Genomic DNA, 14,145 nt, shown 5'->3' on the forward strand with positions numbered 1-14,145 from the left:
ATCGAGCGCCCAATGCTCGTTGAACTGCGACGGGAACTCGACGAAGTCGCGCGCCGTGCCACCGAGCGAGGGATAGTCGATGGTCGAGAACAGCGCGTGCAGCGCATGGCCGAACTCGTGGAACATCGTCGTCACGTCGTCGAAGCTGATGAGCGCCGGCTGGCCGGCCGCGGGCTTGGGCAGGTTGGCGACGTTGTAGACGACCGGCGACGTCCCGAGCAGTGCCGACTGGCCGACGAAGCTGCTCATCCAGGCGCCGCCCTGCTTGTTGTCGCGCTTGAAGTAATCGCAATAGAACAGGCCGAGATGCTTGCCGTCGCGATCGAATACCTCGAACACGCGAACGTCGGGTTGATAGACGGGGATGTCGTGGCGTTCCTTGAACGTCACGCCGTAAAGCTGGGTGGCGGCGAAGAAGACGCCCTTTTCCAGCACCGCGTTCAGCTCGAAATACGGCTTCACCTGATTGGGATCGAGGTCGAAGCGCGCGTGGCGCACCTGTTCGGCGTAGCGGTCCCAATCCCACGGCTGGACGGTGAAGCCGCCGCCCCCGGTCTTGCTCTCCTGGGTCTTGATGACCGCGTCGATCGCCGCCGCCTCGCGCCGCTCCTGCGCGGCGGTGGCCGGGATCAGCTTGGCCATGAAGGCTTCCGCGGCGGCCGGGGTCTTCGCCATCTGGTCGGCGAGCACGTACGACGCCCAGTCGGGGAAGCCCAGCAGCGCGGCCTTGCGCGCGCGGAGCTGCGCGATGGTGGCCGCGGTGTCGCGCGTGTCGTTGGCGTCGCCGCGTTCGCTGCGCATCCAGCTCCGCTCGAACAGGCGCTCGCGCGTGGCCCGGTCGCTCAGCGACGCCAGCGCGGGCTGCTGCGTGGTGTTCTGCAGCGGCACGACCCACTTGCCGGGCAGCCCGCGCTGCCGGCCGGCCTCCGCCGCCGCCGCGATGCCACCGTCGCCCAGGCCGGCGAGCGCCGCCGGATCGTCGACGACGAGCGCGCCGGCCTTGGTCGCCGCCAGCAGTTTCTGGACGAACGCGGTCTGCAGCATCGACAACTGGCCATTGAGATCGCGCAACGTCGCCTTGTCCGCCGCCGACAGCTGCGCGCCCGCGCGGATGAAGCGCTGGTAGATGATGTCGAGCACCTGCCGCTGCTGCGGATCGAGGCCCGACGTCTCGCGCGCGTCGTACAGCCGCTTCACGCGCGCGAACAGCGCCGGGTCGAGGTAGATCGCGTCGTTGTGCGCGGCGAGCCTGGGCGCCATCGCCTTCTGCACCGCCTGCCGCGCCGGATTGGTGTCGGCCTGGTTGACCGCGCCGAACGCCGCCGAAACGCGGCGCAGGATCGCGCCGGACCGTTCCATCGCGGCGATCGTGTTGTCAAAGGTCGGCGCCGCGGGATCGGCGGCGATCCGGCGCATCTCGGCGAGCTGTTCGGCCATGCCCGCCTCGAACCCCGGCTGATAATCCGCGTCGGTGATCCGGTCGAACGGCGGCGCCTCGAACGGCAGCGTGCTGCGCGTCGCGAACGGACCATCGGACGCCGGCACCGGCGCCGCGCCGATCGTGGCCCCGATCGTAGCCAGGGCGGAAGCCACCAGGAACATCGACCGCTTCATCATCTGTTGCACATCCCTCATGCCGGCCGGTGCATGGTCACCGCCGTCGCGTCGATGGCAACGTGCATCGGTGGCGTCACCGCGTCCACCAGATAAGCGGGCGACCGACCTGTGCCGTTCGGGCGCGTTCCAATCCTCGCCAATGATCGCTACGGGAGCACCAAACTGCGGTAGGGGCCGCGATCGACAGAGGGCGACGACATGGATGATGCTGCAGCGGGTGGGGCCCCGATCACGCCGCACGACGAGGCGCGGGCGGTGCGCAACCGGCAATTGTGGCTGACGCTGTTGATCCTGGCGCTGGCCGGGTGGCTGGCGTCCGCGTTCCTGACGCCGATCGCCTGGGGCGCGGTGCTGGCGATCGCCGAATGGCCGCTGTTCCGCCGGGCGGCCGTGCGGATGCCGGGCCGGCCGGGCCTGCTCGCGACGGGCTTCACGCTCGCGACCGCGCTGCTGGTGATCCTGCCGCTGTCGTTCGCCGCCGTCACGCTCGCGCAGGAGAGCCAGGGCGCGATCGACTGGGTGCAGCATGTGCAGCGGTCGGGCCTGTCGCAGCCGTCGTGGCTGGCGGGCCTGCCGCTGGTCGGCAGCCGCGCCGCCGGCTGGTGGCAGGGGCATCTGGGCACGCCGCAGGGCGCCAATGCGCTGCTGGGGGGCCTCAGCGCCGGGTCGATCCTCGGCTGGACGCGGTCGATCGGCGGCGAGGTGGCACGGGGATCGGCGATGTTCCTCATCACGCTCTTGGCGCTCGTGTCGCTGCTCGCGCGGGGTGACGCGATCGCGGAGCAGGGCCGGCTGGTCGCGGTCCGCATGTTCGGCGCGTTCGGGGGCGATTTCCTTACCCGCATGACCGCGGCGGTGCGCGCGACCGTCAACGGCACGGTGCTGGTGTCGGTGGGTGAGGGCGCGCTGATCGGCGTGGGCTATGCGGTGGCCGGCGTGCCGCAGCCGCTGCTGTTCGCGACCTTCACCGTCGTGCTGGCGCTCGTGCCGTTCGGCGCCTGGCTGGCGTTCGGACTCGCGACGCTGATCCTGCTGGGCACCGCGCACCTGCTGGCGGCGGCGCTGCTGTTCGGGTTCGGCGCGGTGGTGATGACGATCGGCGACAACGTGATCCAGCCGAGCGTGATCGGCAGCGCGGTGGAACTGCCGTTCCTGCTCGCGATGATCGGTGCGTTCGGCGGGCTCGACGAGATGGGGCTGGTGGGCCTGTTCGTCGGCCCCGTGGTGATGGCCGCGCTGCTGCTGGTATGGCGCCAGTGGATGACGCCGCCGCAGGAGGCGACGGCGGTGCCGCAGGAGGCGACGGCGCCGGCCGCCTGACCCTCCCCGCCGTCATCCCAGCGAAGGCTGGGATCTCTTCGAGGCGGGTATTCTACGTCGCAGCGACCCCAGCGTTCGCTGGGGTGACGGTCAATGTGGCGCCGGCAGGTCCGTCACGATCCGGTCGGCGAGCTGCCCCACCAGCGCGCTCCACGCCTGCGCCGCAGCGACCGGCGTCGGCCCGGCGAGCGGTGCCTGAAGCTGGACGACGCGCGGCACGGGCGAGAGGCCGACACGGTAAGAGACGGTCATCGTCGCCGTGGTGCCCGCCGGCGTGAAGTCCAGCACCGTCGCCTGGACCATCACCTCCGGCTTGGCGGGCGCCGCGTCGGGCGCGAGCACCGATCCCGCGGGCAGCCGCTGGACGAGATCGCGGATCAGCGTGTCGCGCGCGAGCCGGCCGAGCGGCGCGGACCAGCGCGCGAAATCGTCGACCGCCAGCGTGCCCGCCGCCACCTGATGCACGAACTCGGGCCGGTCGAGCGTCGCCGGCACATGGACGAACGGCACCCTCAGCGGCGGGCCGGCATAGGCGGCGGACGCGCCGACGGCGGGCGGCGCGGGATCGATCGTCAGGAACGTCGCCGCCGGGCTATGGCCGCACCCGCTCAGGAGAAGCGCGCCCGCGACTGCGACAGGAAGAGCGTAGCGCACCGTCATTTCTCCTTCGCCCGTTCCTGGGTCTTGCCGCGCAGCAGCGCCTCCGGGTGCCGGCCGAGATAGTCGGTCAGCGCGCGGATCGAACGGCCCGCCTCCGTCATCTGGCGCACCGCCTCGGGCAGGCTCTCGTCCTGATTGGCGCCGCCGCCGCCAAGCATGTCCTTCGCAGCCGCGGCGGTCTGTTGCAGCTCAGCCGCCGTGTCGTTCAATTTGGCCATCAGCGGCCCGATCTGCGGCTGGGCCACCTTCGTGATGCCGTCGAGCTGCTTCAGCGTCGCGTCGAGATGGACCAGGCTGTCCTGCACCTGCGGCGATCCGGTGATCCGGCCGAGGTTCGCCGTCAGCGCGCGCACATTGTCGCCGATCTGCTCCAGCGGCATGCGGTTGACCTTGGCGAGCACCGCATTGGCCTGGTCCACCAGCCCGCCGACGTCACCCGGAGCCGGCGCGACCGGGATGACCGGATTGCCCGCGCCCGCCATCAGCGTCGCGGGGCCCTGTCGTCCCGCGACCTGAGCCAAGGTGATCGCATGGCCGCCCACCAGCGGGATCGTCTGCACCAGCGTCGCGCGATAGCCCTGCGTCAGCAGCCGCCGCACGGCGTCGTCGGTGGATCGGCGCCACGTCGCGTCGGGCGTCCCGTCCGGCTGCCGCACGTCGAGCTTGAGCGGATAGAGCGCGATCGTCGCGGCGGTGTAGGGCCGGCGCGATCCCGGCGCGAAAACGAGGCTGGCCGAGCGGACCTCGCCCACCTTATACCCCAGCAGCGACACGGGTGCGCCGTTGGTCAGGTCCCCGGCCGCGCCCTGCAGCACCAGGTCGTAGCGCTGTTCCGGCCCGGTCGGCCCGCTGCGGGCATCGCCTTCGCCGTCGTAGAGCGGGAACGACGTCCCCGCCGGCACGGGCGCGCCGCCGCGGGCGGCGGGGGGCAGGTCGAACTGGATCGATCCCTGGAACACGCTGGACGGCGAGGCGATCTGCGTCGACAGCCCGCCGCCGCCCAGCGACACCTTGAACGGACTGCCGCGCCAGAACAGCGCGCCGGGGCGCACGAGCTTCTGGAACGGACCGTTGATGAACAGCTGGATGCGGAACCGGTCGAGGCCGGCGAAGCCGGTGTTCGTCACCGTGCCGATGTTCTCGCCCTCGTACAGCACCGCCGCGCCCTGCTGCACGCCACCCAGCGTCTTGGTGTCGAGGTAGTAATATCCGCCCTTGACGCCCGGCATCACCGGCGGCGCGCGGTCGAGGCCCGCGAAATGGTGGCTGGGCGTGCCGCCGGTGCCGGGTGCGAGGCCCACGATCAGGCCCGCGATCGCGGCGCGGACTGATTGCAGGTCGGTGATCGACGGCTGCTCGCCGATCAGCCAGAAGCGCGACGCGGTGTTCAGCGCGGGCTCCGCTTGGCTGGTCATGCTGAGCGTCAGGACGACCTTGCCGTCGCCGGTCGGCGCGACGCGCGTGACGTGGCCGACCTCCACGCCGTTCTCCAGCACCTTGGTGTCGCCGGGCGTCACGCCCTCCGCGTCGGCGAACGTCACCGTCACCTCCGTGCCGCGCGTCGTCAGCCAGCGGATGCCGAGATAGGCGACGACCAGCAACGCCGCGAGCGGGATCGCCCAGACGAGCCCTGGCCAGCGGCGACGCACGCGGTGCGCGGTCGGCCAGTGGCGCCCCGCTTCGTGCCCGGCCTCGTCGTCGTGCGGGTCTGGGCCGGTTCGCTCGTCCGTCACTGCTTCCTCCTGCCCGCGTCCCACATCAGCCGCGGGTCGAACGTCCTGGCGCTGATGATGGTCAGGATCACCACCGCGGTAAAGGGCATGGCGGCGGGCTCTGCGCGGCCATAGATCAGCGCGTTGTAATGCATCACCGGCACGAAGCAGCCGATGACGAACGGATCGACCATCGACCAGCGGCCGATCTCCTCCACCACGCGATAGGCGCGCGTCTTGGGGACCAGGCGCTTGTCGGATCGGCGCAGCACCGACGTCACGCACCAGGCCAGCCCGGCGAGCTTCAACGCGGGGATCGCGAAGCTGGCGGTGAATACCAGCAGCGCCAGGCCCAGCAGATGCGCCTGGACGAGGTCGATCACGCCCTGCAGCACGGTGTATTTCACGGGGCGGAAGTTGATCGGCAGCGTCGCGAGCGGATAGAGGTTCGCCGGGATGTAGAGCAGCACCGCCGCGATCGTCAGCGCGAGCGTGCGGGGCAGGGACTCCTTCAGCCGCCGCCGCAACGTCCGGCCGCAGCGGCTGCACGGGTGGCGCGTGCGATCGGCGGGGTGCAACTGCTCGCAGGCGTGGCAGGAGACGCTCTGGACGTCGGGCGGGACGTCGGTGTCGGGCGCAATGCGGCGCCACACCTCCGCCTTGTCGAGCGTCGCGCGCACGAACAGCGAGAGCACGCCCGCGAAGATGTAACAGAGCGCGCCGGCGCCCAGATGGACGGCGATCGAGGCGTGCAGCCGCGCATAGGCGACCGCTAGCCCGATCAGGAACACGTCGGGCATCGCCCAGGTCTCGAGCGCGTTGGCCCACCGGAATGCGCGGCCGAGCCAGGGCGGGTTCGCGCCGCGCTCGATCAGGCCCAACACCAGCGTCAGCAGCGCGAACCGCACGATCGGGAACACGACCGCGAACAGCAGGATCGCCAGCGCGAGCAGCGGCCATCCGTCCCGGTACATCGCCGTGCCCGCCGACGCGACGACGCTGTGCCGCGACACGCCCAGCGCTTCGGTGACGAGGAATGTGCCGATATTGCCCGGGATCAGCAGGATCAGCGTCGCCGCCGAACAGGCGAGGGCGCCGGTCACGCTGCGCCCGTGCGTGCGCTCCAGGATGTTGCGGCAGGCGACGCACTCCGCGATGCTGTCCCGCGCGCGCGGCGGCAGCATCTGCCGCGTCCCGCAATCGACGCACGCGATCGTGCTGGCCGAGAGAGCGGCGGTCATGGGCGAGTAGGGCGCGATTTCGGCGGTGGGGTCAAGAGGACGGCGCAGCCGTGATCGTGGGCGCAAACCTAATCCTCCCCCGCAAGGGGGAGGGGGACCAGCGAAGCTGGTGGAGGGGGAGGACTGGCTGACGTTTGGGGTGCCTCCCCCTCCGTCCGGCTGCGCCGGCCACCTCCCTCTGGCGGGGGAGGATGAACTTTACGCCGTCACCAGTTCCAACTCCTCGGTCACCGCCAGCCACGCCGCCTCCGCCGCGTCGATCTGCGCCTGGAGGTCCGCGCGCCGCTTCATCAGCTCGGTCATCGTCAGCTTCGCGAGCTCCGGCGCCGCCGCCCTGGGATCGCCCATCGCGCGGTCGATCGCGGCCAGCCGGTCCTGCAGCTTGCCCAGCGCCGCCTCCGCGTCCTTCGCCTGCTTGCCTAGCGCCGCGCGCTGCTCGCGGGCCTTCGCCTCCCGCTTCTTGTCCTTCTTGCCCGATCCCTTGCCGCCGCCGCTCGCGCCATCGCCCTTTAGGATCAGCGCGATGTAATCGTCGAGGCTGCCGTCGAAGTCCTTGGCGGTGCCCTGGTCGACTAGCACCAGGCGGTCCGCCGTCATCTCCAGCATGTGCCGGTCGTGGCTGACGATCACCACCGCGCCCGTATAGGCGTTGAGCGCCTGGATCAGCGCCTCGCGCGCATCGACGTCGAGGTGGTTGGTCGGCTCGTCGAGGATCAGCATGTGCGGCGCATCGCGGGTGATGAGGCCCAAGGCCAGCCGCGCGCGCTCGCCGCCCGACAGCTTGCCGACGCGGGTCGTCGCCTTGTCGCCCGAGAAGCCGAACCGGCCGAGCTGGCCCCGGACTGCCGACTGGCTCGCGCCCTTCATCAGCCGGGTCATGTGCTCGAGCGGCGTGTCGTTGCGGTCGAGTTCCTCCACCTGATATTGGGTGAAATAGCCGACGCGCATCTTGCCCGACGCCGCCATGTCGCCCTCCATGGGGCTGAGCTGCGCCGCCAGCAGCCGGGCGAGCGTCGTCTTGCCGTTGCCGTTGCGGCCGAGCAGCGCGACGCGGTCGTCGGGATCGAGCCGGAAGTTCAGCCGCTTGAGGATCGGCGTCTGCGCATAGCCGACGCTCGCCATGTCGAGCGTGACGAGCGGCGGGCGCAGCTCGTCGGGGTTTGGGAACTGGAACGACAAGGACGGATCGTCAAGCACCGCCGCGATCGGCTGCATTCTGGCAAGTGCTTTCTGGCGCGACTGAGCCTGTTTGGCGGTGGAGGCGCGGGCGGAGTTGCGGGCGATATAGTCCTTGAGCTTGTCGACCTCGGCGAGCTGCTTGACGCGCGAGGCGGCTTGTTGCGCCTGCTGCTCGGCGCGCTGGCGCTCGAAGGCGTCGTAGCCGCCGGGATAGAGCGTCAGCTTGCCGCGATCGAGGTGGAGGATGTGGTCGACGACGTTGTTGAGGAAGTCCCGCTCGTGGCTGACGAGCAGGATCGTCGCGGGGTAGGACTTGAGGAAGTCCTCCAGCCACATCACTGCTTCGAGGTCGAGGTGGTTGGACGGCTCGTCGAGCAGCAGCACGTCGGGGGCGGAGAACAGCAGGGACGCGAGCGCGACGCGCATCTTCCACCCGCCCGAGAAGCTGTCGAGTGGGCGGCCCTGCATGTCCTCGTCGAAGCCCAGGCCGACGAGGATGCCCGCCGCGCGCGCCGGCGCGGTATAGGCGTCGATCGCGGCCAGCCGCTCGTAGAGGTCGCCGAGCCGATCGGGGTCCTCGCACGTCTCGCTCTCCGCCATCAGCGCCTCGCGCTCGGTGTCGGCGGCGAGCACCGTGTCGAACGGGGTGGCGATGCCGTGAGGGGCTTCCTGCTCCAGATAGCCGAGCCGGGTGCGGCGCGGCATCTCGGCGGTGCCGGTGTCGGGATCGAGCTGACCGGCGATCACGCGCACCAGCGTCGACTTGCCCGCACCGTTGCGGCCGATCAGCCCGACCCGGCTGCGCGGCGGCAACGCGGCGGACGCGCCGTCGAGGATCGTGCGGCCGCCGAGGCGCACGGTGATGTCGGACAGGGTGAGCATCCGGCGCCGTTAGCAGATGCAGCGAAAACGCCCAAGCCTCGCGGACCGACGCACCGTCCACACGGCACCAACCGTCACCCCAGCGCACGCTGGGGTCTCCCCGACGTAGTACCGAACCTCGCAGCGATCCCAGCTTTCGCTGGGATGACGGATGATGAGACCAGGGTGTCCTTACCTCGCCCCAAACACCTCACCCCCCGTCGTCGGCGCCGCTACCCCCGTCGTGCCCGGAAACGTAATCGGCAGCCCGCGCACCGATCGCGCTGCCAGGAAGGCGAACGCCTCCGCCTCCAGGAAATCGCCGCGCAAGCCCAGCGTGTCGGCGTCGTCCACCTGTCCCAGTCGCTCGCGCAACGCCGCCATCAGCACCGGATTGTGCCGGCCCCCGCCGCACACGATCCAGCGCCGGGGCGCGGCGGGCAGGTGGCGCACGCAGGCGGCGACGCTGGCGGCGGTGAAGGTGGTGAGCGTCGCGGCGGCGTCCTCGACTGACAGCGCGGCGACCGCGTCGAGCGAGAAATCGTAGCGGTCGAGCGACTTGGGGCCGGGCCGATCGAGATACGGGCTCGCCAGCATCGCGGCCAGCGCGCCCGCATCGACGCGCCCCGCCGCGGCGATCCGGCCGCCGTCGTCGTAGCGCTCGCCGGTGCGCTGCTGGAGCATCAGGTCGATCAGGCCGTTGCCGGGGCCAGTGTCGAACGCGACCAGTTCGCCAGCGGCCCCGATGAAGCTGACGTTCGCGACCCCGCCCACATTGAGGAACGCGACCGGCAGCTCCGCTCCGAGCCAGCCGGCGAGCGCCGCGTGGTACACCGGCACCAGCGGCGCGCCCTGGCCACCGGCGGCGAGGTCCCTCTGCCGCAACCGCGCCACCACCGGCACCCCCAGCGCCGCGGCGAGCGCGGCCGGGTCGCCGAGCTGGATCGACAGCCCGCGCTCGGGCCGGTGCAGGACGGTCTGGCCGTGGAAGCCGACCAGCTCGATCGTCCCCGCGTCAGGTCTCGCCAGCAGGGCACGGGCGGCGCGGACATGGGCGGCGATGATCGCGTCGCTCGCCTCGGCGAAGCTCGCCGGCCACGGCTCGGCGCCGTCGCCGGCCAGCGCATCGGCGGTGGCGCGCAACAGCAGCGCGCGCTCGGCGTCGGAGAAGGCGAGCAGCAGCGCCGGACCGAAGCCGGTCACGACCTCCCCATCCGTTTCTAGGATCGCCGCATCGACACCGTCGAGCGAGGTGCCGCTCATGAACCCCAGAACGCGCATGATGCCCTTCTCCTCCGAACTCTTCCAATCCCCAAGACCGTTCGTGTCGAGCGAAGTCGAGACACCTCTTCCGGTCGGTTCATGTCCCTCGACTTCGCTCGGGACGAACGGAATTGATATGCGAACCGATCGAAGTGCCTAGCCGACGATCGGATACCGCAGCCGCAACTCATCCGCGACGCGCTCCACCTCCGCGACCTCGTCGACCGTCCCCGTCGGCGCGATCGACCAGTTGCAGTGGGGATGCGTGGCGACGTCGTGCAGACGGACCGCGCCCAGCACCAGCCGCCACCGCCGCCGATTGCCACCCGCTACGCGCGCCAGTTGGGCGAGGAAACGATCGATCAGGTCGGCGTCGGTCATCGCCGCCGCTTGCGATGTTGGAACGACGATGACAAGCTTGCCAAGCTTCGCGTCGGGTCCTGGTCCGTCGCCCGCTCTTTCGATCGCCGAAACCTGTTCCTTGCTGGCGGTATCCGCGCCTCCGGCCAAATGCGTTTTGGTGTTACCTACTGTTACCTACTTTTTCCGGGATGCTTGGCCCGCGACCGCTCAAGCCTCCATCCGCGACCGGCGCGGCAGGACGATCGTGGCGTCGAGCCCGCCGCCCGCCCGGTTCGCCAGCCGCACGTCGCCGCCCGCGTCGCGAACGATCGCCTGCGCGAGCGCCAGGCCAAGCCCGATGCCGCCGGTGTCGCGGTTGCGCGATCCCTCCAGCCGGGTGAACGGGTCGAACACGGCCGCGATCCGGTCCTCGGGGATGCCGGGCCCGGCATCGGCCACCACGATCGACACCGCGTCCGTGCCCGGCACGAGCGTCACCGTCGCAGCCTCGCCGTATTTGACGGCGTTCTCGATCAGGTTGCGGACCGCGCGCCGCATCAGCGACGGGCGCAGCCGCATCGTCAGCCGGTTCGCCAGCGGATCCGGGGGGACGAACGTCACTTCGCACCCCAGATCGCGGAAATCCTCCACCACCGCATCGACCAGCGCCGCAAGGTCGACGTCGGTCATCGGCTCGCTCGGGTGGCCGACGCGGGCGAGCGACAGGATGTCGTCGAGCGTCCGGCTCATCTCCGCGATCGTGTCGGCCATGCGCGCGCGGTCGGTCTCGTCCTCCACCGACTCGATCCGGACGCGCAGCGCGGCGAGTGGCGTGCGCAGGTCGTGGCCGATCGCGCCGAGCATCCGGTCCTTCTCCTCCAGCATCGCGGTGACGCGCAGGCGCAGCGCGTTGAACGCGGCGATCAGCGCGCGCACGTCGGGCGGCCCCGCCTCGCCGAGCGGCTCCGCCCGACCGCCGGGCGCGAACGCGCGGGCGGCGTCGGCGAGATCGCGCAGCGGCCGGGCGATGCCGCGCGCGATCCACAGCATCGGCAGCAGCACGACGATGTAGAGGATCAGCGTCTGGCCCGCGAGCCGCCAGATCAGCCCGCCGTCGAACCGGGTCCACGGCGCGCTCTGCACCAGCCAGCCGCGGCCGGGCTGTTCCACCGCGATCTGGATCTCGGAGCCGTAGCGCAGCAACCGTTCACGCTGCGGCGGCGGGATGCGGATCAGCCACGGTTCCGCAGGGTCGATCGGTCGCACGCCCGTGTCGATCCGGCCGGGGTGGAAGCCGGCCTCCGCCAGCGCGCGCGCGATGCCGGCGGCGACTTCCGGCCGTCGCGGCAGTCCGGCGGCGATCGGGTCGGCGGCTAGGCGACGGATGCGGCCGCGATCGGCGCGGATCGGCCGGCCGGCGGCCTCGCGCTCCACCGCATCGGTCAACCGCGTCACCGCGGGGCCGACGGCCTGCTCCAGCCGCTGCGCGCGGCGCTCGCCCAGCAGCAGGGTGAAGTTGATCGCCTGCGCCACGAACAGCGCGGTCGCGACCAGCAGCAGTAACTGACCGGTCAGGCTGCGTGGTGCCGGCAGCCTCAAAGTCGGGTGACTTCCGCCGCCAGCGTGTAGCCGCCGCCCCAGACCGTCTTGATGATCTCCGGCAACTTGGGATCCGCCTCGATCTTGCGGCGCAGGCGGCTGACCTGGTTGTCGATCGCGCGATCGAACGCCGCCGCCTCGCGCCCCTGCGTCAGGTCGAGCAGCTGGTCGCGGGTCAGCACCTGGCGCGGGCGGGTGACCAGCGCGAGCAGCAGATTATACTCGCCCGTCGACAGCGGCACCGACACGCCCTCCCGGTCGACCAGCGCGCGCTCGCCCGACTTGAGCACCCAGCCCGCGAAGCCATAGGAGTTCGCCTCGGGCGCATGCTGGCGCGTGCCGCCGGTGGCCGCCCGGCGCAGGATCGCCTTCACCCGCGCCGCCAGTTCGCGCGGCGAGAACGGCTTGGTGACGTAATCGTCCGCGCCCATCTCCAGGCCCAGGATGCGGTCGGTCTCCTCCGTCCGCGCGGTCAGCAGGATGACGGGCAGGTCGCCGGTCGCGCGGATGTGGCGGGCGAGGCTCAAGCCGTCCTCGCCCGGCATCATGATGTCGAGGATGACGAGGTCGATCGCATAGGCCGCGAGCCGGGTGCGCGCGGCGGCCGCGTCGCCGACCTGCGTCACGCGAAGCCCCTGGCGGGTCAGGTACTGCGCCAAGGGCTCGCGGATCGATCGTTCGTCGTCGACGAGCAGGATGTGCGGTACGTCACCCACGGCGTCGACGCCTAGCATGGATCGCACGACCGGACAGCGGGCCAGGAGGCGGCCGATGCGATGGGAGAGGCGCCCGTCACGATCGGCCGCCGTCGATCACTGGCCGGCGGGCGGCGGCGCGTCGCCCATCCCGCCGCGCATCGGCCGCCCCGGCGGCGGCGCCGCCATCTCCGCCTGATCGATCCGCCCGTCATGGTTGGTGTCCATCCGGTCGAAGCGCCGCATCGCCGCCGCGCGATACTGGTCGCGCGTCTCGGGCGGGCGACCGGCGGTATAGGCCGGAGCCGGCGGGGTGCCGGTCGCCTGCGGCGACAGGGCGTTGGGCGGCGGCGGGGGGGGCGCATCGGCGCCGCCCTGACCGCCACGCCCGCCACGCCATTCGCCGCGCGCGGGCATCTCGTCGGGCGACAGGACACCGTCGTGGTTCCGGTCCATCCGGTCGAAGCGCGCGTCGACCGCAGCCGTATATTCCGCGCGCGTGACGATGCCGTCGCCGTTGGCGTCCGCCATCCGCATCATCCCCGCTCCGCCGCCCCCGCCACCACCGCCGCCGCGCCCGGGGCCGCGCATCGGCGCGCCAGTGGGCGTGGCACCGGTCTGCGCCGCCGGATCGGGGTAGGGGCTGGCCTGCTGCGCCAGCGCGGGCAGCGCGACGAGGCTCGACAAAAGGGCTGCGACGGCGATCCGGTTCATCATGCAACGCGCTCCATGACAGTGGTGGCAGACCCGAGTCCTGAAGGCCGGGTGTCGCGCCATTATGTCGCCGGTCGCGCACGACTGTCGCAAGATGTCGCAACGCGTGCCCGTATGTAGCGACGCCCGCCCCGACGCGCCGCCGATCAGACGAACACGGCGATCCCCTGCGTCTGCTCCGCGATCGGCTGCCCGTCCGCGTTCCAGATCGCCATCGTCTGGCTCGAAAAACCGCCGCGCGCGTGATCGCTCGTCGCGCGCAGCAGCCACCAGCCGTCGCGCGTCACCGGCGGCGCGAGCACGTTCATCAGCCAGGTCATCGAGCTCACCGGCGCCACGCGACCGACGATCCGAAGCGCCGACGGCGGCAGTGCGTCGGCGATCGCGATCAGCTCCACTTCCGGGTCGAGCCCCTCACGCTCGCGGAGGCGGCCCCAGCGCAGCCATTCGCCGACGGGGCGATCGGGATCGCGACGCTCGACGAACGCGAAGTTCTGCGCGAACGCCACCCCCGGCGGCGCGCGGACCGACGTCGCGTCCGGGGCAGGCACGGGGAAGTCCGGCGCCGTCCCGGTGCTGTGGTCCACCTCCGAGGCGAGCGGCGCCATGAAGACGAACGTCGCGCGCAAGCCCAGGCCCGCCTCGCTCGCCACGTCCGCCTGGATAAAGGCGGCGTTGCGCCCGCGTCGCAGCCGCTGCGCGGTGACGGTGATCGCGCGCGCCAACGGCCCGACGAACGCCACCTGCGCGGAGCGGAGCGGCGGCAGGTCGGCGTCCGACATCTTGGCCGCATGAAGCGCCAGCGCCGCCGAGAAGCCGCCATAGGCGGTGCGGCCCTGCAGCCAGTTGTCGGGCACGCTGCCCCGCCAGCCGCCGCCGTCCAGCGGCTCCAGCGCCGCCAATGCCTGACCCAACGTCGTCATGACCCCTCCCGCCGAGCGA

General features: G+C 71.4%; 12 protein-coding genes. 1 reads left to right on the forward strand and 11 read right to left on the reverse strand.

The window, feature by feature from the left end; translation table 11 throughout:
• Positions 1 to 1,635 (reverse strand): M3 family metallopeptidase (locus ACFE65_RS02560; RefSeq protein WP_375380773.1); only part of this gene is annotated, 1,635 nt, incomplete at its 3' end.
• Between the two features lie 180 nt (positions 1,636 to 1,815).
• Here ACFE65_RS02560 and ACFE65_RS02565 point away from each other — a divergent pair.
• A complete protein-coding gene (locus tag ACFE65_RS02565; protein WP_375380774.1) occupies positions 1,816 to 2,937 on the forward strand; it encodes an AI-2E family transporter in 1,122 nt (373 codons plus the stop codon).
• Between the two features lie 90 nt (positions 2,938 to 3,027).
• Here ACFE65_RS02565 and ACFE65_RS02570 read toward each other — a convergent pair whose 3' ends face one another.
• From ACFE65_RS02570 to ACFE65_RS02615, 10 genes are all read right to left on the reverse strand, one after another.
• Positions 3,028 to 3,591, reverse strand: a complete 564-nt coding sequence (locus tag ACFE65_RS02570; protein ID WP_375380775.1) for a membrane integrity-associated transporter subunit PqiC — start codon at positions 3,589 to 3,591, stop codon at positions 3,028 to 3,030.
• Between the two features lie 2 nt (positions 3,592 to 3,593).
• Positions 3,594 to 5,330 carry an intermembrane transport protein PqiB gene (locus ACFE65_RS02575; protein ID WP_375380776.1) on the reverse strand — a complete coding sequence of 579 codons (1,737 nt, stop codon included), beginning with the start codon at positions 5,328 to 5,330 and terminating at the stop codon, positions 3,594 to 3,596.
• A complete protein-coding gene (locus ACFE65_RS02580) occupies positions 5,327 to 6,550 on the reverse strand; it encodes a paraquat-inducible protein A (protein ID WP_375380777.1) in 1,224 nt (407 codons plus the stop codon). Before ACFE65_RS02580 ends, ACFE65_RS02575 begins: the two co-directional genes overlap by 4 nt.
• Positions 6,551 to 6,748: 198 nt before the next feature.
• A complete protein-coding gene (locus ACFE65_RS02585) occupies positions 6,749 to 8,611 on the reverse strand; it encodes an ABC-F family ATP-binding cassette domain-containing protein (protein ID WP_375380778.1) in 1,863 nt (620 codons plus the stop codon).
• Positions 8,612 to 8,782: 171 nt separating this feature from the next.
• A complete protein-coding gene (locus ACFE65_RS02590; RefSeq protein ID WP_375380779.1) occupies positions 8,783 to 9,871 on the reverse strand; it encodes an anhydro-N-acetylmuramic acid kinase in 1,089 nt (362 codons plus the stop codon).
• A gap of 138 nt (positions 9,872 to 10,009) precedes the next feature.
• On the reverse strand, positions 10,010 to 10,234 hold the full coding sequence (locus ACFE65_RS02595) for a hypothetical protein (protein WP_375380780.1): 225 nt from the start codon (positions 10,232 to 10,234) through the stop codon (positions 10,010 to 10,012).
• Positions 10,235 to 10,423: 189 nt separating this feature from the next.
• Positions 10,424 to 11,794, reverse strand: coding sequence for a sensor histidine kinase (locus ACFE65_RS02600; RefSeq protein WP_375380781.1), 1,371 nt, complete (start codon positions 11,792 to 11,794; stop codon positions 10,424 to 10,426).
• Positions 11,791 to 12,528: a response regulator gene (locus tag ACFE65_RS02605; RefSeq protein WP_375380934.1), complete on the reverse strand. Its 738-nt coding sequence runs from the start codon at positions 12,526 to 12,528 to the stop codon at positions 11,791 to 11,793. The genes ACFE65_RS02600 and ACFE65_RS02605 overlap by 4 nt, the downstream gene beginning before the upstream one ends.
• 78 nt (positions 12,529 to 12,606) lie before the next feature.
• Entirely contained in the window at positions 12,607 to 13,203 is a 597-nt protein-coding gene (locus ACFE65_RS02610; RefSeq protein WP_375380782.1) for a hypothetical protein, read from the reverse strand.
• A 146-nt stretch (positions 13,204 to 13,349) separates the two neighbouring features.
• Positions 13,350 to 14,126, reverse strand: a complete 777-nt coding sequence (locus tag ACFE65_RS02615) for a thioesterase family protein (RefSeq protein ID WP_375380783.1) — start codon at positions 14,124 to 14,126, stop codon at positions 13,350 to 13,352.
• Positions 14,127 to 14,145: the final 19 nt, after the last annotated feature.

The sequence above is a fragment of the uncultured Sphingomonas sp. genome, assembly GCF_964237335.1.
Classification (GTDB): Bacteria; Pseudomonadota; Alphaproteobacteria; order Sphingomonadales; family Sphingomonadaceae; genus Sphingomonas.

Excerpts from the sequence above, each read along its gene's own strand:
- ACFE65_RS02590 (WP_375380779.1), bottom strand. The coding sequence starts at position 9,871 with ATGCGCGTTCTGGGGTTCATGAGCGGCACCTCGCTCGACGGTGTCGAT.
- ACFE65_RS02595 (WP_375380780.1), bottom strand. The coding sequence starts at position 10,234 with ATGACCGACGCCGACCTGATCGATCGTTTCCTCGCCCAACTGGCGCGC.
- ACFE65_RS02610 (WP_375380782.1), bottom strand. The coding sequence starts at position 13,203 with ATGAACCGGATCGCCGTCGCAGCCCTTTTGTCGAGCCTCGTCGCGCTG.
- ACFE65_RS02565 (WP_375380774.1), top strand. The coding sequence starts at position 1,816 with ATGGATGATGCTGCAGCGGGTGGGGCCCCGATCACGCCGCACGACGAG.
- ACFE65_RS02585 (WP_375380778.1), bottom strand. The coding sequence starts at position 8,611 with ATGCTCACCCTGTCCGACATCACCGTGCGCCTCGGCGGCCGCACGATC.
- ACFE65_RS02580 (WP_375380777.1), bottom strand. The coding sequence starts at position 6,550 with ATGACCGCCGCTCTCTCGGCCAGCACGATCGCGTGCGTCGATTGCGGG.
- ACFE65_RS02615 (WP_375380783.1), bottom strand. The coding sequence starts at position 14,126 with ATGACGACGTTGGGTCAGGCATTGGCGGCGCTGGAGCCGCTGGACGGC.
- ACFE65_RS02605 (WP_375380934.1), bottom strand. The coding sequence starts at position 12,528 with ATGCTAGGCGTCGACGCCGTGGGTGACGTACCGCACATCCTGCTCGTC.